This window comes from Duganella sp. LjRoot269, assembly GCF_964254095.1.
GTDB classification, from domain to species: domain Bacteria; phylum Pseudomonadota; class Gammaproteobacteria; order Burkholderiales; family Burkholderiaceae_D; genus Rugamonas; species Rugamonas hordei.
On sequence record NZ_CAXUSL020000001.1, the window covers coordinates 7,125,796 to 7,149,806 of the forward strand.

General features: G+C 65.1%; 25 protein-coding genes. 7 read left to right on the forward strand and 18 right to left on the reverse strand.

What is annotated here, in order from left to right:
* Nucleotides 1-105 precede the first annotated feature (105 nt).
* On the forward strand, nucleotides 106-729 hold the full coding sequence (locus tag ACSQ3S_RS31895) for a hypothetical protein (RefSeq protein ID WP_436144903.1): 624 nt from the start codon (nucleotides 106-108) through the stop codon (nucleotides 727-729).
* A gap of 1 nt (nucleotide 730) precedes the next feature.
* On the opposite strand, the gene ACSQ3S_RS31900 is transcribed toward ACSQ3S_RS31895, so the two are convergent.
* The 4 genes from ACSQ3S_RS31900 to ACSQ3S_RS31915 form a co-directional block, all read right to left on the reverse strand.
* Nucleotides 731-1,495, reverse strand: a complete 765-nt coding sequence (locus ACSQ3S_RS31900; protein ID WP_353404372.1) for an SDR family oxidoreductase — start codon at nucleotides 1,493-1,495, stop codon at nucleotides 731-733.
* Nucleotides 1,496-1,593: 98 nt separating this feature from the next.
* A complete protein-coding gene (locus ACSQ3S_RS31905; protein WP_436144904.1) occupies nucleotides 1,594-3,072 on the reverse strand; it encodes an NAD(P)(+) transhydrogenase (Re/Si-specific) subunit beta in 1,479 nt (492 codons plus the stop codon).
* Nucleotides 3,069-3,398 (reverse strand): NAD(P) transhydrogenase subunit alpha, encoded by a 330-nt coding sequence (locus ACSQ3S_RS31910; RefSeq protein WP_176655730.1) that lies wholly within the window; start codon nucleotides 3,396-3,398, stop codon nucleotides 3,069-3,071. The genes ACSQ3S_RS31905 and ACSQ3S_RS31910 overlap by 4 nt, the downstream gene beginning before the upstream one ends.
* 26 nt (nucleotides 3,399-3,424) lie before the next feature.
* Entirely contained in the window at nucleotides 3,425-4,537 is a 1,113-nt protein-coding gene (locus ACSQ3S_RS31915) for a Re/Si-specific NAD(P)(+) transhydrogenase subunit alpha (RefSeq protein ID WP_436144905.1), read from the reverse strand.
* Nucleotides 4,538-4,811: 274 nt separating this feature from the next.
* On the opposite strand from ACSQ3S_RS31915, the gene ACSQ3S_RS31920 reads away from it, so the two are divergent.
* Complete coding sequence (locus ACSQ3S_RS31920; protein ID WP_176655732.1) at nucleotides 4,812-5,309, forward strand: NUDIX hydrolase; 498 nt, start codon at nucleotides 4,812-4,814, stop codon at nucleotides 5,307-5,309.
* 14 nt (nucleotides 5,310-5,323) lie between these two features.
* A complete protein-coding gene (gene mnmA / locus ACSQ3S_RS31925) occupies nucleotides 5,324-6,430 on the forward strand; it encodes a tRNA 2-thiouridine(34) synthase MnmA (protein WP_176655733.1) in 1,107 nt (368 codons plus the stop codon).
* On the opposite strand, the gene ACSQ3S_RS31930 is transcribed toward mnmA, so the two are convergent.
* From ACSQ3S_RS31930 to ACSQ3S_RS31940, 3 genes are all read right to left on the reverse strand, one after another.
* Entirely contained in the window at nucleotides 6,427-6,858 is a 432-nt protein-coding gene (locus ACSQ3S_RS31930) for a response regulator (protein WP_353404376.1), read from the reverse strand. The genes mnmA and ACSQ3S_RS31930 overlap by 4 nt on opposite strands.
* A 34-nt stretch (nucleotides 6,859-6,892) precedes the next feature.
* Complete coding sequence (locus tag ACSQ3S_RS31935; protein ID WP_436144906.1) at nucleotides 6,893-7,669, reverse strand: 5'-3' exonuclease; 777 nt, start codon at nucleotides 7,667-7,669, stop codon at nucleotides 6,893-6,895.
* 66 nt (nucleotides 7,670-7,735) lie between these two features.
* On the reverse strand, nucleotides 7,736-8,407 hold the full coding sequence (locus ACSQ3S_RS31940; RefSeq protein WP_436144907.1) for a glutathione S-transferase: 672 nt from the start codon (nucleotides 8,405-8,407) through the stop codon (nucleotides 7,736-7,738).
* A 150-nt stretch (nucleotides 8,408-8,557) separates the two neighbouring features.
* On the opposite strand from ACSQ3S_RS31940, the gene ACSQ3S_RS31945 reads away from it, so the two are divergent.
* Nucleotides 8,558-10,168, forward strand: coding sequence for an FMN-binding glutamate synthase family protein (locus ACSQ3S_RS31945; RefSeq protein WP_436144908.1), 1,611 nt, complete (start codon nucleotides 8,558-8,560; stop codon nucleotides 10,166-10,168).
* A gap of 13 nt (nucleotides 10,169-10,181) precedes the next feature.
* Here ACSQ3S_RS31945 and ACSQ3S_RS31950 read toward each other — a convergent pair whose 3' ends face one another.
* The 3 genes from ACSQ3S_RS31950 to ACSQ3S_RS31960 are packed head-to-tail and all read right to left on the reverse strand — an operon-like array spanning nucleotide 10,182 to nucleotide 12,631.
* Nucleotides 10,182-10,457 (reverse strand): DUF6587 family protein, encoded by a 276-nt coding sequence (locus ACSQ3S_RS31950; protein WP_436144909.1) that lies wholly within the window; start codon nucleotides 10,455-10,457, stop codon nucleotides 10,182-10,184.
* A 2-nt stretch (nucleotides 10,458-10,459) separates the two neighbouring features.
* Nucleotides 10,460-12,361 carry a ferrous iron transporter B gene (gene feoB, locus ACSQ3S_RS31955; RefSeq protein ID WP_436144910.1) on the reverse strand — a complete coding sequence of 634 codons (1,902 nt, stop codon included), beginning with the start codon at nucleotides 12,359-12,361 and terminating at the stop codon, nucleotides 10,460-10,462.
* A 3-nt stretch (nucleotides 12,362-12,364) separates the two neighbouring features.
* Entirely contained in the window at nucleotides 12,365-12,631 is a 267-nt protein-coding gene (locus tag ACSQ3S_RS31960; protein WP_176655740.1) for a FeoA family protein, read from the reverse strand.
* A 221-nt stretch (nucleotides 12,632-12,852) separates the two neighbouring features.
* On the opposite strand from ACSQ3S_RS31960, the gene ACSQ3S_RS31965 reads away from it, so the two are divergent.
* Together ACSQ3S_RS31965 and ACSQ3S_RS31970 are read left to right on the forward strand one after the other, a co-directional pair.
* Nucleotides 12,853-13,065 (forward strand): (2Fe-2S)-binding protein, encoded by a 213-nt coding sequence (locus ACSQ3S_RS31965; RefSeq protein ID WP_176655741.1) that lies wholly within the window; start codon nucleotides 12,853-12,855, stop codon nucleotides 13,063-13,065.
* 67 nt (nucleotides 13,066-13,132) lie between these two features.
* A complete protein-coding gene (locus tag ACSQ3S_RS31970) occupies nucleotides 13,133-13,804 on the forward strand; it encodes an energy transducer TonB (protein ID WP_436144911.1) in 672 nt (223 codons plus the stop codon).
* A gap of 9 nt (nucleotides 13,805-13,813) precedes the next feature.
* On the opposite strand, the gene ACSQ3S_RS31975 is transcribed toward ACSQ3S_RS31970, so the two are convergent.
* Together ACSQ3S_RS31975 and ACSQ3S_RS31980 are read right to left on the reverse strand one after the other, a co-directional pair.
* Nucleotides 13,814-14,332 carry a pyridoxamine 5'-phosphate oxidase family protein gene (locus tag ACSQ3S_RS31975; protein ID WP_353404382.1) on the reverse strand — a complete coding sequence of 173 codons (519 nt, stop codon included), beginning with the start codon at nucleotides 14,330-14,332 and terminating at the stop codon, nucleotides 13,814-13,816.
* Between the two features lie 69 nt (nucleotides 14,333-14,401).
* Nucleotides 14,402-15,082, reverse strand: coding sequence for a Fe2+-dependent dioxygenase (locus ACSQ3S_RS31980; RefSeq protein ID WP_436144912.1), 681 nt, complete (start codon nucleotides 15,080-15,082; stop codon nucleotides 14,402-14,404).
* Between the two features lie 173 nt (nucleotides 15,083-15,255).
* On the opposite strand from ACSQ3S_RS31980, the gene bfr reads away from it, so the two are divergent.
* Nucleotides 15,256-15,729 (forward strand): bacterioferritin, encoded by a 474-nt coding sequence (gene bfr, locus ACSQ3S_RS31985; protein WP_176655745.1) that lies wholly within the window; start codon nucleotides 15,256-15,258, stop codon nucleotides 15,727-15,729.
* A gap of 3 nt (nucleotides 15,730-15,732) precedes the next feature.
* On the opposite strand, the gene ACSQ3S_RS31990 is transcribed toward bfr, so the two are convergent.
* The 6 genes from ACSQ3S_RS31990 to ACSQ3S_RS32015 all read right to left on the reverse strand — a co-directional run bounded on the left by ACSQ3S_RS31990 (nucleotide 15,733) and on the right by ACSQ3S_RS32015 (nucleotide 23,985).
* A complete protein-coding gene (locus tag ACSQ3S_RS31990) occupies nucleotides 15,733-17,058 on the reverse strand; it encodes an MFS transporter (protein ID WP_436144913.1) in 1,326 nt (441 codons plus the stop codon).
* Nucleotides 17,055-17,996, reverse strand: coding sequence for a PfkB family carbohydrate kinase (locus tag ACSQ3S_RS31995; RefSeq protein WP_436144914.1), 942 nt, complete (start codon nucleotides 17,994-17,996; stop codon nucleotides 17,055-17,057). The genes ACSQ3S_RS31990 and ACSQ3S_RS31995 overlap by 4 nt, the downstream gene beginning before the upstream one ends.
* Before the next feature lie 34 nt (nucleotides 17,997-18,030).
* Complete coding sequence (locus ACSQ3S_RS32000; protein ID WP_436144915.1) at nucleotides 18,031-19,890, reverse strand: alpha-amylase family protein; 1,860 nt, start codon at nucleotides 19,888-19,890, stop codon at nucleotides 18,031-18,033.
* A complete protein-coding gene (locus ACSQ3S_RS32005; protein ID WP_436144916.1) occupies nucleotides 19,880-22,162 on the reverse strand; it encodes a TonB-dependent receptor in 2,283 nt (760 codons plus the stop codon). The genes ACSQ3S_RS32000 and ACSQ3S_RS32005 overlap by 11 nt, the downstream gene beginning before the upstream one ends.
* Nucleotides 22,163-22,326: 164 nt before the next feature.
* Nucleotides 22,327-23,373 carry a LacI family DNA-binding transcriptional regulator gene (locus tag ACSQ3S_RS32010; protein ID WP_413447526.1) on the reverse strand — a complete coding sequence of 349 codons (1,047 nt, stop codon included), beginning with the start codon at nucleotides 23,371-23,373 and terminating at the stop codon, nucleotides 22,327-22,329.
* A gap of 3 nt (nucleotides 23,374-23,376) precedes the next feature.
* Nucleotides 23,377-23,985: a glutathione S-transferase family protein gene (locus tag ACSQ3S_RS32015; protein ID WP_176655751.1), complete on the reverse strand. Its 609-nt coding sequence runs from the start codon at nucleotides 23,983-23,985 to the stop codon at nucleotides 23,377-23,379.
* Nucleotides 23,986-24,011 lie beyond the last annotated feature (26 nt).

Here is a 24,011-nt window from a genome sequence, read left to right on the forward strand (position 1 = left end):
CCTCTCTTTTCCTCTCTTTTTCTTGCCTTACCTCGCTTTTTGAACTTCTTCCAAAATTTGCGGTCTAAAGAAATGAAAAGTGAAGAAAAGAGAGGAGAAAGCAGAATGTTTACCACAATGAGCGTGCAGCTCTCTACTGATACCCTGCTCCGGCTGGTCGAGCGGCTGCGCCGCGACGGCGGCGTGCAGGACTTGTCCGAAGCAATGAACGCGGCGCTGGAATTCTGGCTCGACGCCAAAAAGGCGCTGCCGCCTGGCTCCGATCCTGGCAACGTGCGCGGCTACCAATGGAAATCGTTGTTTCTGCCTGAAGGCACGATCCTGCGATCGTGGAGTTATGGAGAGCACAACTACGCACGAGTGGAAGGCGACAAGATCATTCACGAAGGGCAATCTGTGACGCCCAACGAATTTGCCCGCTCCTTCGCGCGCACCGCGCGCAACGCCTGGTTCGACCTGTCCGTCAAATTCCCGGGCGAAAAGCATTTCAAGATGGCGAACCTGCTGCGCAAGGAGCAGGCGAAGCAGGAAGAGCTGCGGACGCAAGCGCAGCCCGGGGCCGCGGCTGCCGCGGCCTCTGTCCTGCCACCGCCTTTACCCGTCCCGGTCCAAGTCAAGCCGGCACCGGAGCCATCCCCCGCCCCGGCCAGAAATACCGACCACGAGCCGGGATGGAATCTTCCAGAGCGGCGCAAATTCCGCTACCGCCTGGAAGACGTGGCCTACTAGACTAGGTGCGGGTGATCGAAGCGCCGCCGTCGACCAGCGAGGCGGTGCCGGTGACGAAGGACGAATCGTCCGAAGCCAGGTACAGCACCGAGCGCGCCAGTTCTTCCGGCTGCGCCACGCGTTTCAGCGCATGCAGGTTGGTGACGAAGGAGGTCGACTCCGGCGTATCGTTCATGTCGCGATACATCGCCGTATCGACGGCGCCCGGCAGCACCGCGTTCACGCGCACGCCCTGCGGGCCGTATTCCGCCGCCAGCGCCTGCGTCAGGCCGATCAGGCCGGCCTTGCTGGCCGCGTAAGCCGCCACGCCCGGGAAGGCGAAGCTGTAGCCGACGAAGGTCGAGGTGAAGATCACCGAACCGCCGCCATGCTTGATCATTTCAGGGACCTGGTGCTTGGCGCCGAGGAAGGCGCTGGTCAGGTTGGCGGCGAGGGTGTCGTTCCAGCCCTGCTCGGAAACGCCGGTGGTGGCGCCCATTTCGCCCAGCGTGCCGGCGTTGTTGTAGGCGATGTCCAGGCGGCCGTAGGCTTCCACCGCGGCGGCGACCAGTTGCGCGTTGAACGATTCGGAAGTGACATCGCCGGCCAGCGCGATGGCGGCACCGCCGTCGGCGACGATTTCAGCAACGAGGGTATCGAGTTCGGCCTGGCGGCGCGCGGCCACCACGACTTTGGCACCTTCGGCGGCGAACAGTTTGGCGGTGGCGCGGCCGATGCCGGAAGATGCGCCGGTGACGATGGCGACTTTATTTTGCAAGCGGTTCATGGTGAGGCTCCTTGTGGTGGGTTGATGTAGCCATAGTAGGCTTCATCAACACCACCAACAATCACCTCAAAGCTAAGACATCATTCACAAAATGTGAATTACTCCACAGCCTTGACCATGTCCTCGATGACCTTCTTCGCATCGCCGAACACCATCATGGTGTTGGCCTGGTAGAACAGCTCATTGTCCAGGCCCGCGTAGCCGGAGGCCATCGAACGCTTGTTGACGATGATGCTCTTGGCCTTGTAGGCCTCCAGGATGGGCATGCCGGCGATCGGCGATTTCGGATCCTTGGCGGCCGGGTTGACCACGTCGTTGGCGCCGAGGATCAGCACCACGTCGGTCTGGCCGAATTCGCCGTTGATGTCCTCCATCTCGAACACCTGGTCGTACGGCACCTCGGCTTCGGCCAGCAGCACGTTCATGTGGCCCGGCATGCGGCCCGCCACCGGGTGGATCGCATACTTGACGGTCACGCCCTTGTGCGTCAGCTTCTCGACCAGCTCCTTCAGCGAGTGCTGCGCGCGCGCCACGGCCAGGCCGTAGCCAGGCACGATGATCACGCTTTCGGCGTTGGCCATGATGAACGAGGCGTCGTCCGCCGAACCGGATTTGACCGGACGCTGTTCCTTCGAACCGCCGCCGCCCGCTTCCGCCGGCGCGCCGCCGAAGCCGCCCAGGATCACATTGAAGAACGAACGGTTCATCGCCTTGCACATGATGTACGACAGGATCGCGCCGCTTGATCCGACCAGCGACCCGGCAATGATCAGCATCGCGTTGTTCAGCGAGAAGCCGATGCCCGCCGCCGCCCAGCCGGAGTACGAGTTCAGCATCGACACCACCACCGGCATGTCGGCGCCGCCGATGGGGATGATGATCAGCACGCCGAGCACGAAGGCGATCGCGGTCATGATCAGGAACGGCACCCACGCCGGCTCGTTGCCGCCGGCGAAGCAGAACGCCAGGCCCAGGCCGACCATGACGATGGCCAGGATCAGGTTCAGCATGTGCTGGCCGGCAAAGCTCACCGGCGCGCCCTGGAACAGGCGGAACTTGTACTTGCCCGACAGCTTGCCGAACGCGATCACCGAACCGGAGAACGTGATCGCGCCGACGAAGGTGCCGATGAACAGCTCGATGCGGTTGCCGAACGGCAGCGCCTCGCCCACGGCGGCGATGCCGAAGGCGTGCGGTTCCGACACGGCGGCCACCGCGATGCAGACGGCGGCCAGGCCGATCAGCGAGTGCATCGCCGCGACCAGTTCCGGCATCTTGGTCATCTCGACCTTCTTCGCCAGCACCGCGCCGATGCCGCCGCCGACGATGACGCCCAGCGCCACCAGGCCGAGGCCCATGCCGCCGGAAGTGCCCGCCACGGCGGCCGCCGTCGCTTCCGCCTTCAGCTTCAGGATCAGCGCGACCGTGGTGACGGCCGCGATGGCCATGCCCGACATGCCGAACGCATTACCGGTACGCGCCGTGGACGGCGACGACAACCCTTTCAGCGCCTGGATAAAGCACACCGATGCGATGAGATACATCATCGTCACCAGGTTCATGGAGATGAAATTCATGCGTGCTCCTCCTTGATGGCCACGACGGGCTTCGCCTTGGGCTCTTTTTTCTTGAACATCTCCAGCATGCGCTGCGTGACCAGGAATCCGCCGAACACGTTGACGGCGGCCAGCGCCACCGCGACGGTGCCGGCGACCTGCCCGATCACGCCTTCGGTCAGCGAGGCGGCCAGCATGGCGCCGACGATGATGATCGCCGAGACGGCGTTGGTGACCGCCATCAGCGGCGTATGCAGCGCCGGCGTGACGGTCCAGACCACGTGGTAGCCGACATAGATGGCGAGCACGAAGATGATCAGATTGATGATGGTGTGGCTGACTTCCATGATTGTTCTCCTTCTTATTTTCTTACTTATTTTCGTAACAATTCGCCGCCGGAGCACAGCAGCGTGGCCTTGATGATTTCGTCTTCGCGGTCGATCACCAGCTTGTCTTCCTTGTCGATGATCAGCTTGAGGAAGTCCAGCACGTTGCGCGCGTACAACGCCGACGCGTCGGCCGCCACCAAGGTCGCCAGGTCCGGCTCGCCGACGATGTGCACGCCGTGCCTGACCACGGTTTTATTGAGTTCCGACAGCGGGCAGTTGCCGCCCTGCGACACGGCCAGGTCGACGATCACCGAGCCCGGCTTCATGGCCTTGACCGTCTCCTCGGAAATCAGCACCGGCGCAGGACGCCCCGGTATCAGCGCGGTGGTGATGATGATGTCGGCCAGCTTGGCGCGTTCGTGCACCAGCTCGGCCTGGCGGCGCATCCAGTCCGCCGGCATCGGCCGCGCATAGCCGCCCACGCCCTTGGCGATTTCCTTTTCCTCGTCGGTCAGCAAAGGCACGTCGATGAACTTGGCGCCCAGCGACTCCACCTGCTCCTTGACCGGCGGCCGCACGTCCGACGCCTCGATGACCGCGCCCAGCCGCTTGGCCGTCGCGATCGCCTGCAGGCCGGCCACGCCCACGCCCATGATCAGCACCCGCGCCGCCTTGACGGTGCCGGCGGCGGTCATCAGCATCGGCATGAAGCGCTGGTAGGTGTTGGCCGCCACCATCACCGCCTTGTAGCCGGCGATGTTGGCCTGCGACGACAGCACGTCCATCGACTGCGCGCGCGTGATGCGCGGCACGGCCTCCAGCGCGAACGCCTGCAGCCCCGCCGCCGCCATCGCCGCGTTGTTGTCCGCGTCGAAGGGGTTGAGCATGCCGATCACCACCGTGCCGGCCTTGATCAGCGCCCGTTCCTCGGCGCTGGGGGCGCGCACCTTCAGCACCACGTCCGCCGCGTAGGCTTCCGCCGCGCCAACGATTTGCGCGCCCGCCGCCGCATAGGCCTCGTCGGTCACCGAGGCCGAAATGCCGGCTCCCGATTGCACGACCACCTGATGCTTGGTTGCGAGTTTCTTGACTGTCTCGGGCGTTGCCGCGACCCGGGTCTCCCCCGGCCGTGTCTCGGCCGGTATGCCTATTCTCATGCTGCCTCCAAAAGGATTAATAAACTGACTAGAATCTAACACGGAATGCCGGGACAGCAACGCCCCTCGTTGGCCCCATCATACCCAATGAATTTTTATCAATAAATAGCGGTTTCATCACATCATTTATTACTATTTATCATGAATTGCCCGCTAAAAGCTTAATCCGACACAAAGCTTGTATCTTTTTGCTACGTTCCCGTCATTCGCCAGCGGCGTTCCAGACCAAATGCCAGGAACAGGCTAAAATGTCGGCTCTTTTCAAGGATGACTCATGCCGCGTATCTGGAAACCCTCTGTGACTGTTGCCGCCATCGTGGAAAAGGATGGCAAGTTCCTGCTGATCGAAGAAGAGACCAGCGACGGCATCCGCATCAACCAGCCGGCCGGCCACCTGGACCCGCACGAATCGCTGGAACAGGCGGTGATCCGCGAAACGCTGGAGGAAACCGCCTACGACTTCACGCCGACCGCGCTGGTGGGCATGTATATGTCGCGCTACACCTCCAACCGCACCGGCGAGGAAGTGACGTATCTGCGCTTCACCTTCTGCGGCGTGCCGGGCGCCCAGCACGACCGGCCGCTGGACGAGGGCATCCTGCGCACCATGTGGCTGACGCGCGACGAACTGGCCGCCTGCGCCGACCGCCACCGCAGCCCGACCGTGCTGCAGTGCGTCGACGAATACCTGGCCGGGCGCCGCGCCCCGCTGGAACTGATACAAACCCACACCTCGGTGTACAAGCAAGCGGTGAGCACCGCGAATGGATAGGCAGGATTAGCAAGATGAGCAAGAAAAAAGTCGTCATCGGTATGTCGGGCGGAGTCGATTCCTCGGTCGCGGCGTGGATGCTCAAGGAACAGGGCTACGACGTGGTCGGCCTGTTCATGAAGAACTGGGAAGACGACGACGATTCCGAATACTGCTCGACGCGCCAGGACTGGATCGACGCGGCCAGCGTGGCCGACGTCATCGGCGTCGACATCGAGGCCGTCAACTTCGCCTCCGAATACAAGGACCGCGTGTTCGCCGACTTCCTGCGCGAATACCAGGCCGGCCGCACGCCCAACCCGGACGTGCTGTGCAACGCCGAGATCAAGTTCAAGGCCTTCCTCGACCACGCCATGCACCTGGGCGCCGACCTGATCGCCACCGGCCACTACGCGCGCGTGCGCCGGAACGGCGAGCGCCACGAGCTGCTGAAGGCGGTCGACCACACCAAGGACCAGAGCTATTTCCTGCACCGGCTGAACCAGGCCCAGCTGTCGAAGACGCTGTTCCCGCTGGGCGAGATCCCCAAGACCGAGGTGCGCAAGATCGCAGAGAAGCTGGCGCTGCCGAACGCGGCCAAGAAGGATTCGACCGGCATCTGCTTCATCGGCGAGCGGCCGTTCCGCGAATTCTTGAACCGCTACCTGTCGTACAAGCCGGGCCCGATGAAGACGCCGGACGGCAAGGTGGTCGGCGAGCACGTCGGCCTGAGCTTCTACACGCTGGGCCAGCGCAAGGGCATCGGCGTCGGCGGCATGAAGGCCTACAAGAATCCGGACGGCAGCAGCGACGCCTGGTACGTGGCGCGCAAGGATGTGGCCGAGAACACGCTGTACATCGTCCAGGGCCACGAGCATCCGTGGCTGCTGTCGTCGCGGCTGCGCGCCGACCAGGCCAGCTGGATCGCCGGCGAGGCGCCATCGGCACGCGCGATGTCGGCCAAGACCCGCTACCGCCAGGCCGACGTGGCGTGCGAGCTCGCCCCGGAAGGCGATACCGATTTCGCGTTGAAGTTCATGGATGCCCAGTGGGCGGTGACGCCGGGCCAATCGGCCGTGCTGTACGACGGCGACGTCTGCCTCGGCGGCGGCATCATCGACAGCTCGACCTTCGTCGGCTAAGCCGGCGCGCCGTCGTCCGCCTGCGGCGCATCGGCGGCCTTCGCCAGCGCCGCGCGCTGGCGCTTGACCATCGCGATCACCGTGTTGCGTATCGTATTGAGCACGGTGTCGGCCTTGAACGGCTTGACGATGAAACCGTTCACGCCCATCGCGTGCGCGGCCTGCACGGTGGCCGCGTCGAATTCGCTCGAGACCATGAAGATCAGGGTCTTCGGCCAGTTGGTCTTGATTTCGCGCACCACGTCCTCGCCGTTTTCGATCTGCTCGCGGGCGATGCAGACGATGTGCGGATGATGCTTGATCAGCAGCGCCAGGCCGCTGGCGCAGGTGTGGGTCTGGCCCACCACGTCGTAGCCGCCGTCCAGCAGCACCGTGTTGAGCAGCCCGCGTGCGACGGCGCTGGTGTCGATAATGACCGCTTTTAACATCTTGCAAACCTTGTTCTAGTGGCCGCGTGCGCGCCTAGAAAGTCTCCCAGGCCAGCATATTCCAGGTCACCCCGACCCGCACGTCCGTTTTTAATTGCACCAATTGTCGAGAAAGATACAGCATTTCGCGTTCTTTTCGTAGTGTTTCGCCCAGCGTGTCCTTCAGAATCCCGGCGCCGGCCATGATCGCGTCCAGATTGCCGTATGTACGCAACAGTCGGGCCGCCTTCTTGACGCCGACCTTGGACACGCCGGGGATGGAATCGGTGGCGTCGCCCATCAGCGCCAGCAGGTCCGGCAGCTGCTCGGGCGGCACGCCCCACTTCCGCTCGACCCAGGCGTGGTCGTGCCATTCGCTCTTGAAATGGTCCCACACGCGGGCGCCCTGCGCGATCAGGCCGTGCAGGTCCTTGTCGGTGCTGGCGATGGTGGCCTCGCCGCGGCCGTCGGCCAGCCAGCGCAGCACCACCGTGCCGATGACGTCGTCGGCCTCCACCTGCGGCAGCGACACCACGTGCAGGCCGAACTCGCGCAGCTTGTCGTAGAAGGCCGGCAGCGCCTCGCGCAGCGGCGACGGCATCGGCGCGCGGCCCTCGCGGTAGCCGGCGTACAGCTCGTGGCGCCAGGTGCGGCCGCCGAAGTCGAAGGCAGGCAGCACATGGGTCGGTTCGTGGTCGGTGACCAGCTTGCGGAAAGAGGACAGCGCGTGGCGCAGCGCGATCTCGGCCTTTTCCGGGCTGTCGGGTTCGGGGCTGGCTTCGTAGACGCGGCGCACAATATTGAGGCCGTCGATGGCAAGGAGTCTACCCATGTTCAACATCATCCGGGCTTGTTCAAGCCGCCATTCTACCGCACCGCCGCACCGGCCCGGCTTGATCTATTTCAGCAGCTCGTAAGGGCCGCCGCGCTCGAGCGCGCGCTGGAACGCCGGGCGGCTGTGGATGCGTTTGAGGAAGGCGCTCAGGTTCGGCCGGCTCGCGTCCAGCCCGGCGCGCGCGGCGGCGGCCTCCAGCGGAAAGCTCATCTGGATGTCGGCCGCCGTGAACTCGGCGCCGGCAAACCACGGCGTCTTGTTCAGCTCCGCCTCCAGGTAATCCAGGTGCGCCGCGATCTGCGGCAGGATGTAGCTGGTCTTGACCTTGCGGGCGATGGCGCGCGCGATCGGCTTGACGAAGAACGGCGCCGGGCTGGTCTCGACCCGGTCGAAGACCAGCTTCATCAGCAACGGCGCCATCGCCGAGCCCTCGGCGTAGTGCAGGAAGTAGGTCCAGCGGCGCCGTTCCGCCGTGCCGGCCGGCGGCACCAGGCGGCCGTTGCCGTAGGTCTCGATCAGGTACTCGACGATCGCGCCCGACTCGGCCACCACGATGTCGCCGTCGGTGATCACCGGCGACTTGCCCAGCGGGTGGATCGCGCGCAGTTCCGGCGGCGCCAGCATGGTCTTCCTGTCGCGCTGGTAGCGCACGATCTCGTATTCCAGGCCCAATTCCTCCAGCAGCCACAGCACCCGCTGCGAGCGCGAATTATTCAGATGGTGGACTACGATCATGGTCAGCTTCCCGAAAAAAAAGAACGGCCGTGCGCCGCAACCCCGCTAGCTTAGCATTGTTGTCCATCTTGCGCGCCCCCGCCATAGACTGATGGATTCCCCTGAGAAACAGCAGTACACTGCCCCCATCAGTGGCCTACCGGAGCGTCCATGAACCTGTTTTCACCGCGTTACCTCGTGTTTGTTGCAGCTGTCGTCACGCTGGCCGCCTCGCTGGCGCTGGGCGCGCCGTGGTGGATTCCGCTGACCGCCGCCGCGCTGACCGTCGTCGGCATCACCGACCTGCTGCAAACCAAGCGCGCGCTGCGGCGCAACTATCCGATCCTGGCGCACTTCCGCTTCTTCTTCGAATCGATACGGCCCGAGATCCGCCAGTACTTCCTGGAAGACGACACGGTGGCCGAGCCGTTCTCGCGCAACCAGCGCAGCATCGTCTACCAGCGCGCCAAGATGGACACCGACAAGCGCCCGTTCGGCACCCAGATGGACGTCTACGCGCCCGGCTACGAATGGATCAACCATTCGATCAGCCCGGCGCCCGAGCAGCACCACGACTTCCGCATCGAGATCGGCAACCATCCGGACTGCCGGCGCGCGCAGCCGTATTCGGCCAGCGTGTTCAACATCTCGGCGATGAGCTTTGGCGCCCTGTCGGCCAACGCCATCCTGGCGCTGAACGGCGGCGCCAAGGTCGGCGGCTTCATGCACGACACCGGCGAAGGCAGCATCAGCCCCTACCACCGCCAGAACGGCGGCGACCTGGTGTGGGAAATCGGCTCCGGCTACTTCGGCTGCCGCAACGCCGACGGCAGCTTCTCCGAGGCGAACTTCGTCGCCAACGCCACCTCGCCGCAGGTCAAGATGATCGAACTGAAGCTGTCGCAGGGCGCCAAGCCCGGCCACGGCGGCGTGCTGCCGGGCGCCAAGGTGACGATAGAAATCGCCACCACGCGCGGCGTCACGCCGGGCCAGGACTGCATCTCGCCGTCCAGCCATTCGGCCTTCAGCACGCCGCTGGAAATGCTGGCCTTCATCGACAAGCTGCGCACGCTGTCCGGCGGCAAGCCGACCGGGTTCAAGCTGGCCATCGGCCATCCATGGGAATTTTTCGGCATCGTCAAGGCGATGCTGGCCAGCGGCATCACGCCGGACTTCATCGTGGTCGACGGCGGCGAGGGCGGCACCGGCGCGGCGCCGGTCGAGTTCACCGACCACATCGGCACGCCGCTGCAGGAAGCGCTGCTGCTGGTGCACAACACGCTGGTCGGCGCCAACCTGCGCGACAAGATCAGGATCGGCGCCTCGGGCAAGATCATCACCGCCTTCGACATCGCCCGCATCCTCGCGCTCGGCGCCGACTGGTGCAATTCCGCGCGCGGCTTCATGTTCGCGCTGGGCTGCATCCAGTCGCAGAGCTGCCACACCGACCACTGCCCGACCGGCGTCGCCACCCAGGACAAGCAGCGCCAGCGCGCGCTGGTGGTGCCGGACAAGACCCGGCGCGTGGCCAACTTCCACCAGAACACCCTGAAGGCGCTGGCGCAGCTGATCGCCGCCGCCGGCCTGACGCACCCGTCGCAACTGAAGCCGCACCACCTGGTGCGGCGCATCTCGACCAACCAGGTCAAGCTGGCGTCGACCCTGCTGCCGTATCTGGAACCGGGCGAGCTGCTGGACCCGAGCCAGCTGTCGCGCCTGCCGCCGGTGTTCGGCCTGTACTGGCCGATGGCGCAGGCGGAGTCGTTCAATCCGCTTTGTTAGGAAGGCGTGGCAATCAGCGCTGCACGTGCAGCTTGATGACGCGCTTGAGCGGCGCGGAGGCGGGGGCGTCGGACGACGCGGACGGCGTGGTCTCGCACGAGCCGCAGCTGGAGCAGCCATCGCCGCAGCTCGATTTCGTGTTAAACAGTTTAGCCAGTTTGTTCTGGTCGAAGCCGCGCCGGGACAGCACGTAGACGATCTGCTTGCGCAAGGCCGCCGGCAGGTACTTGGTGCAGAAATGCGCCAGCGCCGCCACCACGATCAAAGCCACGATCACTTGCTGCCACATGGTCAGCCTCCGATAAAGAACAGTGAAATGCGATAAGTCAGGAACGATGCCGTATAGGCCAGCGCGAACATGTAGCCGGCCATCAGCAGCGGATAGCGGATGCTGTTGGTCTCGCGGCGCACCACGCTCAAGGTCGACATGCACTGCGGCGCGAACACATACCAGGCCAGCAGCGACAAGGCCGTCGGCAGCGCCCACGAGCTGGCGATGATGGGCGTCAGCGACTGCGCCAGTTCCTCGCCGCTCTGCGACAGCGCATACACGGTGCCCAGCGCGCCGACCGCCACTTCGCGCGCGGCCAGGCCCGGCACCAGCGCGATGCAGATCTGCCAGTTGAAACCGATAGGCGCGAACACGTATTCGAGACCGCGCCCCAGGATGCCCGCCAGGCTGTAATAGATGGCCGGATGCGTCGCCCCTTCAGGCGCGCCGGGGAAGGAGCTGAGGAACCACAGCAGCACCATCAAGGTCAGGATGATGGTGCCGACGCGCGACAGGAAGATCTTGCAGCGCTCCCACAGGCCCAGCGCCAGGTTCTGCAGATGCGGCCAGTGGTAGTCCGGCAGTTCCAGCATCAGCGGCTGCTGGTGGTTCGAGCCCATGGTGCGCTTCATGAAGTAGGCCACCGCCATCGCCGACGCGATGCCGGCGAAGTACAGCGCGAACAGCACCAGGCCCTGCAGGCTCATGAAGCCGCCCACTTCGCGCTCCGGGATGAAGGCCGCGATGATCAGCGCATACACCGGCAGCCGCGCCGAGCAGGTCATCAGCGGCGCGATCATGATGGTCACCAGCCGGTCGCGCGGATTCTGGATCGTGCGCGCCGCCATGATGCCGGGAATGGCGCAGGCAAAGCTGGACAGCAGCGGAATGAAGGCGCGCCCCGACAGGCCGACGCCGCCCATCAGCCGGTCCAGCAGGAAGGCCGCGCGCGGCAGGTAGCCGCAGTCCTCGAGGATCAGGATGAAGAAGAACAAGATCAGGATCTGCGGCAGGAACACCAGCACGCTGCCGGCGCCACCGAGGATGCCTTCGACCAGCAGGCTGCGCAGCAGGCCGTCGGCCATCGCCCCCTTGATCAGGCCGCCGACGCCGTCGACGCCGGCCTTGATCATGTCCATCGGCACATTGGCCCAGCTGAACACGGCCTGGAACACCAGGAACATCAGCACCGCCAGGATCACCGGCCCCAGCGCCGGATGCAGCACCACGTTGTCGATCTTCTCGGTCAGGTTGCCGGTGTCGTGGAAATCGCTGCTGACCAGCGCCAGGATGCGGCGCACTTCGCGCTGCGTCTCCTCCACGCTGACGGCGTCGATCGCCGACAGCGGCTGCGGCGTGCTCACGTGCAGCGGCCACATCTCGTCGAGCGCGCGCAGCAGCGACTTCTCGCCGCCGGCCTGCACCGCCACCGTCTCGACCACCGGCATGCCCAGCTCCATCGCCAGGCGGTCGGCGTCGATCTCGATGCCGCGCTTCTTGGCCACGTCGACCATGTTCAGCGCCAGTATCATCGGCAGGCCCAGGCGCTTGATCTCCAGCACCAGGCGCAGGTTCAGGCGCAGATTGGTCGCGTTGACCACGCACACCACCACGTCCGGCGATTGCTCGCCCGCGCGCAGCCCGGCCACCACGTCGCGCGTGATCGCCTCGTCCGGCGTGTGGGCCGACAAACTATAAGCACCGGGCAGGTCCAGCACGCGGAAGGCGTTGCCGGCCGGCGAGTTGAACGAGCCTTCCTTACGCTCGATGGTCACGCCGGCGTAGTTGGCGACCTTCTGGCGCGCGCCGGTCAGGCGGTTGAACAGCGCGGTCTTGCCGCAATTCGGATTGCCCAGCAACGCCACCATCGGCGTCCTGGGGACGACCGGCGCGTCCGGCACTGGTTTTTCTACTGCACCCATGGTTTATTCCGGTTGGATCGAGATCAGCGCCGCCTCGAAACGGCGCAGCGCGAAAGTGGAGTTGCCGACCTTGATCGCCAGCGGCTCGCCGCCCGGCATGCCGCGCTTGAGCATGCGGATTTTCTCGCCCGGCACGAAGCCCAGCTCCATCAGCCGGCGCGCCAGCGTGGAACCGTCCTCGTGCACGTCGCCGGGGGCGACATGGACCACGGTGGCGCTGCCGCCTACCTTCAGGGCATCGAGAGTGATCAGGGGAACAGCGTGCGTCATGGGCTAAGTCCGTTCAAGGCTTGCCGGCGGGCAGCAAAAACGCGTTCTCGCCGGAAATAAGATACTAGCATTATAAACGGTAATGCGAATTACTTCTATTTGCGCTTGCATCTGGATTCAAGTTGAGGCAGTATACGCTTAATGATAATGATTCGCATTAAGTAGCTAAGAAGCAATCATGTCGCTCTGTTATTTGTTCTCATCAGCCAGAAGGTGTAGCAATGATTGTATGTGTCTGCAACAACATATCTGATCGTGAAATCCGTCAAGCCATGGAGCTGGGCATCACCAGCATGGAAGAACTGTGCCGCGACCTGGGCCTGGCGACTTGCTGCGGCCAATGCTTCTCCTGCGCCGAGGAAATCCTGAACGAGCACCTGGCCGGCGCCGCGATCGAAGAAACGCAACTGAAGCGCCCCGTCTTCACCAACTAAGACTGTCTATATGAACACCATGGTTTATGGCCGGACGGCGCCAGCGCCCTCCGGAGATGCTGCCGGCTTGCCCGCGCAATTGCAGCAGCAATGGCAAACGCGCGGCCGCAAGTTCGCGCCGCTGGCCGCCATCGTCCTCGGCCATGCGTTCATGTTTTACCTGTTCCAGTCGGGCATGCTGCACAAGGCGGCGCATGCGATGATGCCGCAGGTGGTCAACATCACCTTTGTCGCCTCGCCGGAACCGCTGAAAGCGCCCGCGCCGCCGCCCAAGACGGTGCCGGTCGTGCACCAGACACCGGCTAAGCTGACTCCCTTGCCGCCGCTGCCCCAGCTGAACATCGTGCAGACGGAACCGGCCATCACCGCCGCGCCGGTGCAGCCGCGCAACAGCGAACCGGTCGCCGTGGCGGCGCCGGCGGCAACGCCTGCGCCGGCCCATGCGGCCGCACCGGCCGCGCCGAAAACCGTGTCAGGTGTGGAATATGTGCGGGCGCCGCAGCCGGTGTATCCGAGCATCTCGCGCCGCATGGGCGAGAGCGGCACCGTGATGCTGCGCGTGCTGATCGGCGAAAAAGGCCAGGCGGTGCAAGTGGATATCCAGAAATCGTCCGGCTCGGCCAACCTCGACGAGGCCGGCCGCCAGGCCGTGCTGCGCGCGCTGTACAAGCCGTGCTATGAGGACGGCAAGCCGGTGCCCGTGTACGCGCTGGTGCCGATCAACTTCCAGCTGGGCTAAGCCCGGCTCTCAAACGTCCAGGCGCCCCTCGACCGAGTCGTCGAGCGTCTTGCCGATGACGGCGCCGATCAGCATCTTGACGCTGGCCACCGCCCTGCCATGGCGGGTATCCCAATAATAGCCGTAGGTCGGCGCGAACTTGATCAGCGTGATGCGCGGATCGTCTTCGCCGCCGGTGAACCACGTCTTCATCGTAAAGCTCCACAACTCCTTCAGCTTGAGCGGATCGCGCAGCACGGTGGCGATGCCTTCCAGGTGCATGAACTCGGCGTTGCCCGTCCCCTGGAAATACAGCGTGGCCGACGGCTCGACCGCCAGCTCCTGGTTCTTCAGGCTGTCGCTGGCGCTGATGAACCACAGGTTGCCCTGCTCGTCGACCTGCAGCGCCGTCATCGGCCGCGCGTCGCCGGGGCCGCCCTGCGCGTCGCTGGTGCAGAAGAAGCAGCCTGGCGTGCTGTCGACGAAGTCCTTGATTTTCTTGACGGCATCTTCGCCGATCAAGTCCCGATGATGTTCTGTTGTATCCATGGCGATGCGCTCCGGTGGGGATGGTGGACCGATACTACCCCCGGCGGCGTCAGCACATCGTGCTGTTCCTCACACATCGGCCCACATGCGCAGCAGATTGTGATAATGGCCGGTCAGTTCCACGGTGATATCCGAGTCGCCGTGCCTGGCGCGCAGCTTCTGGATGTTCTGGTCCAGCTCGAACAGCATGCCGCGCTTGGCGTCCTCGCGCACCATGCTCTGCGTCCACATGAACGAGCTGACGCGCTCGCCCCTCGTCACCGGCTCGACCCGGTGCACGCTGCTGGCCGGGTAGACGATCAAATCGCCCGCCGCCAGCTTGACCTCGTGCGTGCCGTAGGCATCCATCACCACCAGTTCGCCGCCGTCGTACTCCTCCGGCTCGCTGAGGAACAAGGTCGACGACACGTCGGCCCGCATCGCGTTCGCGGTGCCGGGACGGGTGCGCACCGCGCCGTCGACATGCATGCCGTAGTGCCCACCGCCGGCATAGCTGTTGAAGTACGGCGGCAGGATGCGCAGCGGCAGCACCGCGGCGAAAAACAGCGGATGCTGGGCCAGCGCCTGCGTGATGAAGCCGCCCAGCTCCCGCGCCAGCGGCGACATGTCCGGCAGCTGGCGGTTGCGCTTGACCTGCGCGCTCTGTTCGCCGGCGGTGGCGCGGCCGTCGATCCAGTCGGCCTGCGCCAGGCGCTGGCGGATTTCCTGCACCTGCGGCTTGGTCAGCACGGCGGGGATATGCAGCATCATCGGACGTCCTTGGCGGTGAGTGGCATGCGAATGTTAATTGTTTTCATTAGCGTCAACAATCTCAGCCCCGGGGAATTGATACAGTTTGGCCGATTTCAGCCCTCCGGTCTACGCTCCGGGACGCCGTTCGTGGCAAAATGGCAGTATTCCATCACCATTTCAGAAAGCCTCCCATGAAGGGCGACCCAGAAGTAATCCGATTGCTGAATGCTCAGCTGACCAACGAACTCACCGCCATCAACCAGTACTTCCTGCACGCGCGCATGTACCGCCACTGGGGCCTGGAAAAGATCGCGAAAAAAGAGTACGAGGAATCGATCGGCGAAATGAAGCACGCCGACAAACTGATCGACCGCATCCTGATGCTGGACGGCCTGCCCAACCTGCAAGCCATGCACAAGATCATGATCGGTGAAAACACCGAAGAAATGATCGGCTGCGACCTGAAGCTGGAAAAAGGCGCGCAGATCACCGTCAAGGAAGGCATCGCGGCCGCCGAGAAGGCCGCCGACTACGTGTCGCGCGACCTGCTGCTGACGATACTGGAAGACACTGAAGAGCACATCGACTGGCTCGAGACGCAGCTGGACCTGGTCGGCAAGATCGGCATCCAGAACTACCTGCAAAGCCAGATGAACGAGGACTAAGCTCTACGCCGCCTCGTCAAGCCGCAGCTTCGCCTGCGGCTTTTTTATTTTCACCGCCAGCACGGCCAGCGCGCCGCACAGCATCAGCCCGCCGGCCAGCCGGATCACGTTCTCGGGATTGCCGCCCAACAGGCTGCGGTAGTACAGCGGCAGCGTGAAGATCTGGATGATCATCGGGATCACGATGAACATGTTAAAGATGCCCATGTAGACGCCGGTGCGCTCGGGCGGGATGCAGCCCGCCAGCATGACATACGGGTTGCCCATGATGCTGGCCCACGCCAGGCCGATGCCGACCATCGGCACGAACAGCAGCGCCGGCGTATGGATCATCGGTATCGCCAGCATGCCGACGCCGGCCAGCGCCAGGCAGATGCTGTGCGTGACCTTCGGCCCGTGGCGGCGCGTGAACGGCACCAGCGCCAGCGCGCCGATAAACGCGACGAAGTTGTAGAACGCGCCCACCTGCCCGGCCAGCAGGCCGGCGTCGCGGAAACCCTGCGAGCCCTGGTCGGTGGTGCCGTACAGGGTGGTCGACAGCGACAGCATGATGTACTGCCAATAGCAGAACATCGCATACCACTGGAACAGCTTGACCCAGGCCAGCTGCTTCATGGTCGCCGGCATCTCGCGCATCGCGCTGGCGACATCGCCCAGCGTGTGGCGCCAGCCGGCCGGACGCGCGCGGATCTGCGCCAGCTCCGCGCTGCTCAACGGATGTTCGGGCGTGGTCTTCAAGGTCCACAGCACGGAGGCGATCGAGAACACCGCGCCGATCAGGAAGGCGACGATGACGATATGCGGAATATGGCTGCCGTTGACGGCGTCCTTGTTCATACCCAGCCACACCAGCAGCGACGGCGTCAGGTAGGCCAGCGTCTGCCCCAGGCCGGTGAAAGCGCTCTGCATCAGGAAGCCGACCGAATGCTGCCGCTCATCGAGCTTGTCGCTGACGAAGGCGCGGTACGGCTCCATCGTCACGTTGTTGGCCGCGTCCAGTATCCACAGCAGGCTGGCCGCCATCCACAGCGTGGGGCTGAACGGCATCGCCAGCAGGCCCAGGCTGCAGAGGATGGCGCCGACCAGGAAGTACGGCGTGCGCCGCCCCCAGCGCGTGACCGTGCGGTCGCTCATGGCGCCGATCAGCGGCTGCACCAGCAGGCCGGTCATCGGCCCGGCCAGCCACAAATACGGCAGGCTGGCCTCGTCCGCGCCCAGGTATTTGTAGATCGGGCTCATGCTGCTCTGCTGCAGGCCGAAACTGAACTGGATGCCGAAGAAGCCGATGTTCATGTTGACGATCTGCCAGAACGACAGGCGCGGCTTCATGACACGGCTCCGGCCCGCCACGCGGCGGCCCACGGCAGGTAGAACGCGATATCCGCCGGCACCGCGCCGGAGATGCCACAAATGGCGCCGGCAAAGGCGTTGGCCCGCGCCAGCGTGAGCGCCAGCGGCCAGCCCTGCGATTGCCCGTACAGGAACACGGCCGAGAAGGCGTCGCCGGCGCCGACCGTATCGACGATGCGCACCGGCGCGTGGCAATCCTGGTTGGACGTGACCGTGCCGTCGGCGCCGAAGTGCAGCGCGCCGCGCTCGCCCAGCGTGACGATCAGGCCTTGCAGCGAGAAGATGCGCATCAGCGCCTGGCAGGCCTCCACCATCTCGGCGCCGTCGATGGCCTTGGTGCCGGGCTTGGTGTGGGTGTACCAGCTGAACAAATCCTTGAGCTCGTCCTCGTTGACCTTGACGATGTCCGCCAGGTGCAGCGACTCGAAGGCGCAGCGCTCCGTCACCTGGCCCTCGCGCACGTTCAGGTCCAGATAGCGCTGCGCGCCGGACGCATCGAGCATGGCCCGCAGCGCTGCGCGCGAACGCTCGTGCCGCTGCGCCATGGTGCCGAAGTAGATGACGCCGGGCGCGGCCTGCGCCAACGCGGCCAGCGCCGGCGCCGTTTCCACGTAGTCGTAGGCCTGGTCGGGCAGGATGATGAAGCGGTGGCCGTCCGCGTTGCGCTCGACCACCACGCGGCCGGTGGCCTCCTTCGCATCGATCTGCAGGCCCGCCTCGCTCATGCCGAAGCGCTCGAATTCCTTGCGTACCAATGCGCCGTTCTTGTCGGCGCCGATGCGCGTGACCATCAGCGTGGCCACGCCGAAGGCCGCCAGGTTACGCGCGACGTTGAACGGCGCACCGCCGACGACTTGCTCGGTGATGAAATCGTCGACCAGCGCTTCGCCGAATACGGCGATGGTTTGTTGGGTCATGCTTGTCTCCACGCCCTGCTTGGGCGATTCTATATTATTTGCGTTCCAGCCAGTACATCGCATACGGTTCCAGCACCAGCGTGCCGCCCGTTGCGCAATTGGCCACGCAATCCCGCCAATCGCCCTGCAGCGCATAGCTTTGCGGCTGGCCGGAGAAATTCATCAGCGTCAGGAAGCGTTCGCCGCGCGCCAGCGCCAGCATGCCGTCCGGCGCATCGTCCAGCAATGCGCGCGGCGCGTTGGCCGCCAGTTCCTCGTGCCGCTGGCGGATGCGCACCAGCCGGGCCAGCGCCTGGTGCATCGCGCCCGGCACCGTGGATGCGTCGTAGCGATGCTTCCAGCGCTGCTCGTCGAACAATGGCCGCTGCAGCCAGCGGCTGTCCATCGCATGCTGCGGGCGATTCAGGTAGCTGTAATCGTTTTCCATCGCCAGCTCGTCGCCCATGTACAGCACCGGCAGCGCGCCGAAGCTCAAGGCCAGGCCGTGCAGCAGCAGCATGCGGCGCAGCGCCAGCGCGCGTGCTTGCTCGTCGGCCGCGCCCTGCAAGCCCGTCAGCGAGGCGGCCATGCCGTTGCTGCCGTGCGCCGCGTTCGGATCGCTGCTCTGGAAGGCGGCGCCGCTGGCGTAGCTGCCTTCCGCGCCGCTGAAGAAGCGGGCCACGCGCGCGAGGCGCGCCGCGCTGTCGCTGCCGTCGGCGGCCGCTTCCGCGCGCAGCACGTTCCAGCCGATGTCGTCGTGGCAGCGCACGTAGCTCAGCCACGTCGCGGCGGCCGGCAGCGCGGGCGTGTTGCGTATCACCTCGCGCAGCACGCCGGTGTCCTGCTCCGCCAGCCCCACCCAGCCGGCCGCCATCAGGCTGCTGTGATAGGCGATGTGGCACTCCGGCGCGGCGACGCTGCCCAGGTAGGCCGGCAGCTCGCGCGTCGGCACGATGGCCTCGGCCTTCAGCAGCACGCCCGGGGCGACGATATCGACAATCGCGCGCAGGGCCTGCAGCAGCTGGTGCGCTTCCGGCTGGTTCATGCTGTTGCTGCCTTCGCGCTTCCACAGGAAGGCGGTGGAGTCGAGGCGGAATACTTCGACGCCGCGGTTGGCCAGGCGCAGCAGCGCGACCGCCATCTCGGCAAACACCGCCGGGTTAGCGTAGTTCAAGTCCCACTGGTAGGGATAGAAAGTGGTCCACACCCAGCCGTCCAGCGCGCCGACAAAACTGAAATTGCCCGGCGCGACTTGCGGGAACACCTGGCCCAGCGTGCGCTCGTAGCGGTCCGGCATATCGCGGTCGGCGAACACATGGAACATCGCGCGCGCGCCGGCGTCGCCCGCCTTGGCGGCCTGCGCCCAGGCGTGATCGTCGGCCACGTGGTTCAGGATGAAGTCCGAACACAGGCTGATGCCGGCCGCGCGCAGTTGCGCGGTCAGCGCATCCAGGTCGGCGTTGCTGCCCAGCGCCGGATCGACATCGTCGAAGCTGGCGACGGCGAAACCGCCGTCGTTCTCGCCCGCGCGCGGGCGCAGGAACGGCAGCAGGTGCAGATAGCTGACGCCCAGCTCCTGCAGGTAAGGGATGCGCGCCGCCACGCCGCGCAAATCGCCGCCGAAGTTCTGCACGTAGGCGCAGTAGCCCAACATGCGCTGGCTCAGGAACCACTCCGGCTGCGCCGCGCGCTGGACATCCAGTGCGCGCAGCTCCGCCGGCCGCGCCGCGTACAACACGCCCAGGGACTCCATCAGATCGCCAAGCCAGGCATCGAAACCGGCGTGGCCGCCATACAGGCCGGCCAGCAGCCGGCGCAACACCGGCTCGGCCGCCGCCAGCCGCTGCGCGGCCTGCGGTCGCAGATCGTCGGGGAGGGCCGCCAGCAGGCGGCCCGGCATTACTTTAGAAGGCATAGGACAGGCTGACTTTCGCGGCGCGGCCGGAGATCGAGCGCGCGGCATGGCCGTCGCCTTCCACTTCGGTGTAGCCGATCTTGTTAAACAGATTGTTCACGCTCAGCGACAGGGTGGCCTTCTCCGTCACGCGGTAATTGACGAAGGCGTTCACCACCTCATACGCAGGCAGCACGATGGTGTGCGCGTCGTCGCCCCACGACTTGCCGGTGCCGATCAAGCTGGCGCCGACGGTGACCTTGTCGAATTCGTAGGTCGGAGCGATCTGGTACACCACCTTGGCCTGGCGGCGCGGCGTGTTGCCGATCACCGCCACGTCGCCGGGCGCGGTGCCGGTGATCTTGGCGTCGGTGTAGGTCATGCCGCCGGTGACACGGAAGCCACCGATGTTGTAGGCGCCTTCCAGCTCGACGCCCTTGGCGTCGTACTGGTTGGAGGTGCTGCGCTGGGTGGTGGCTTCGTAGTTGCTCTCGTCGGTCTTGGCCTGAAACAGCGTGACGAAGGTGCTGATGCCGCCGCTGCGCCACTTGACGCCGCCCTCGACCTGCTTGACGGTGTTGATGTTGATCGGCGCGCTGCCGTCGAGCGGCGTGCCGAACAGGATGCGGTCGGCATTGAAGGCCACGCCGTCGCTGACCCGGGCAAACGCCGCCAGGTTGCTGGTCACACGATAGTTGCCGCCCACCGAATACGAATTGTGATTGATCTTGTAGTCGACCTGCTGCTCGGAGGCCGCATCGTAGCGCAGGCCGCCGGTGGCGATGTTGGCGGTGCCGCTGGCGCGCTGGCGGTCCTGGCGCACGCTGGCGTCCAGGTTCAGCGGACCGGCTTCATAGCCCAGGTTCAGGTACGGCGACGTCAGCTTGTATTCCATGTCGACCGCGCGCGAGCAGCAGCCGCCGAAGGCCGGACCGACCAGGCCCGGCGTGGCGTTCGCCGTCTGCAGCAGCGCCGGTTTGTCGCCGCTGGCCTGCATCAGGTATTCGTTGAAGTTCCAGGTCAGGCCCAGCTTCTGCGTCGACAGGTACAGGCCGGCGGTGGTGGTCAGCTTGCTGCCGTCGGCCAGCTTGAAGGTCTTGGCCAGCTTGGTGTCGTTGAGCGTATTGCCGGCGTCGTCGATCGAGGTGTTGAACACCACGGCCGAGAAGGCGCGGCCGACATAGGCCTTGCCCTTGTTCGGTCCGGTCGCGAACACGTAGTTGCCGACCGTGCCGTTGTTTGCCGCGAACACGCCGGTGAAGCGGCCGCTGTTGCTGGAGACGCGGAATTTGTCGCTCAGGTTCCAGCCCTCGCCCAGGTCGAACGAGCCTTCGAGGCCGACCGTGTCGCTCTTCACCTTCAAGCCGTCGTTGACGTTGGTCGAGACCTTGTTGTTGCTCTTGTCGAGCGTGACATCGCGCACCCAGTACGGCGAATAGAAGGTCACCTTGCGCGGATCGATGCCCGGGATTTCCTGGATCTGCTGGTTCACCACCTGCACCGGCACCGGCAGCGCGGTCGGCGACTTGTCGTCCAGGTGCTTGAACGACAGGCGGATGAAGCCGTTGTCCAGGTCATGCGTGATATTGCCGCGGATCTGGCCGCCGTTCTCGGTGCTCATGCCGGTGTTGCGCACGCCTTCGCCGGTGCGGTAGCTGCCGCCGATGAAGAAGCGCGTCTTGTCGGAGATCGGCGCGCCGTAGTCGAAGTCGAGACGGGTTTCGTCGTAGCCCAGGCCGTGGCTGATGCCGATATGGCCGCCCTTTTCCTCGCCGGTCTTGGTGATGAAGTTGATGATGCCGCCCGGCGCGTTGGTCGCCAGCGTGGAGGCCGAGCCGCCGCGCACCACTTCCAGGTGGTCCAGCGTGCCGTCGATCTTGACGTAGCTGTCCGGCGTGATGAAGTTGAAGTCGCCCGATTGCAGCACCGGCAGGCCGTCTTCCTGGATCTGCACGTAGCGCGCGCCGCCGGCCGAGATCGGCACGCCGCGCACGGTGATGTTGGCGTTGCCCTCGCCGCCCGACGATTCCGAGCGCACGCCGGGCACCGAACGCAGCACCTCGGCCGCGCTCAGCGGCGCGCCGTTCTTGATGGTATCGCCTTCGAGCGTACTGATCGACACGCTGCTTTTCATTTTCGACGAGCCTGCGGTGGTGCCGGTGACCACCACCCGCTCCATGTTGAGGCCGTCGGCGGCCGGCGCGGCCTCTTGCGCCGAGGCGCCGCCCATGTGCAGGACTGCCGTTGCAACAGCGGCAGCGATGCCGCCCAGTTTGAAGGTGCGTTGTTCCATTGTCGTCTCCAGATATTGTCGTTTTGGCCTGCCCTTTTATTGAGCAGATGCGCCATTATTCATCGGATTTCAATTTAATGCAATCGATTGCATAACGGTGCAAAAAAATATTTATCCACTACCTATCTGTCATAGTGAGCAGTCATTGCAATCGGTTGCGCAAATCACACAGAACTGGCGCGGACGATCAATTGGGTGGGAAGTTGCAGCGAAGGCGCCGGGCGGCCGTCGACCAGTTCCAGCAGCTGGGCCACCAGCGCCCGGCCGGCCTCGCGGATCGGCTGCCGCACGGTCGTCAGCGGCGGATGGAAATAGCTGGCCAGCTCGATATCGTCATAGCCGACCACGGCCACCTGGCCCGGCACGTCCAGCCCGTGCTGGCGCAGCGTGTTGATCGACGTCATGGCCATCAGGTCGCTGCCGGCGAAGACCGCGTCGAACGGCACACCGCGGCGCAGCAACTCCTGCACCGCCTGCTTGCCGCCCTCCGGCAGGAAGGACACCGACACCTGCAGCGCCGGATCGACCGCGATGCCGGCCCGCTCCAGCGCGCGGCACTGGCCCGCGTAGCGCTGGCCCACTTCGGGCAGGTTGATGTCGCCGAAAAAGGCGATGTGCCGGCGGCCCTGCGCGATCAGGTGCGCGGCCGCCAGTTCGCCGCCGGTCAGGTTGTCGCCGCCGACGGTGCAGTACAGCTGCTGCGGCAGCTGCGCGCCCCACACCACGATGGGTACGTGGCGCGCGGCCAGCTGGTTCAGCTGTTCGTGGTGGCGCCACTGGCCGATCAGCACGATGCCGATGACCCGGCCCGTGTCGAACGGCGCGGCGGCCGCGTCCAGCTCCTCGGCATCGACGCGCGACACCAGCATGTCGAAGCCCAGCTCGGTCAGCGCGTCGGCCAGGCTGCCGAGCATCGACAGGAAGAAGGGATCGGACAGGTGCTGGCGCGTGGCCGAGTCGTAGGGAATGACCACGCCGACGGTGCGGTTCTGCTTCATGCGCAGGTTTTGCGCGCCGATGTTGATGGTGTACTTGAGCGAGCGCGCCAGCTCCATGATGCGCACCCGCGTCTCTTCGCTGACCAGCTTGCTGCCCGCCAGCGCGCGCGACACCGTCGACGTCGACACGCCGGCCAGCCGCGCGATGTCGGCCATTTGCAGGCGCCGCTGCTGGGCGGAGCCGTCCGCGTCGGGCGGCGTGGTCTTGGGCATGGCTTATTGCGGCACGGTGTCTTTGAACGACTGGCGCTCGGACAGTTTGTCGTACAGCCGCGCCAAATTGGCGTAGTCGTCACGCCAGCTGATTTCCGGGAAGCGGAACGACAGCCAGCCCAGCGTGCAGCCGACCGCCACGTCGGCCAGCGTGTAGTGGTTGCCGGCGCAATAAGGCTGTTCGCCCAGCTTTTCCGACAGCGACGCCAGACCCAGGTGCACCTTGCGCATCTGGCGCGCCATCCATTCCTCGCTTTGCTGCTCCACCGGGCGCTTGATGCGCTCCAGGCGCACGCTGACGGCGGCGTCCAGCATGCCGTCGGCCAGCGCTTCCCAGCACTTGATGTCGGCGCGGTCGCGGCCGTTGGGCGGCAGCAACTTGCACACGGGGGTCAGCGTATCGAGGTACTCGACCATCACGCGCGAGTCGATCATGACGTTGCCGTCTTCCATGATCAGGCTGGGCACCTTGCCCAGCGGGTTCAGCTTGTCGATGGTGGTATCCGCGGCCCACACATCTTCCAATTCAAACTCGTAGTCGAGCTTTTTTTCCGCCAAAACGACACGAACTTTGCGTACATAGGGACTGGCGAGGGAACCGATTAGTTTCATAGAGGCTTAGAGTGGAAGATCAGACA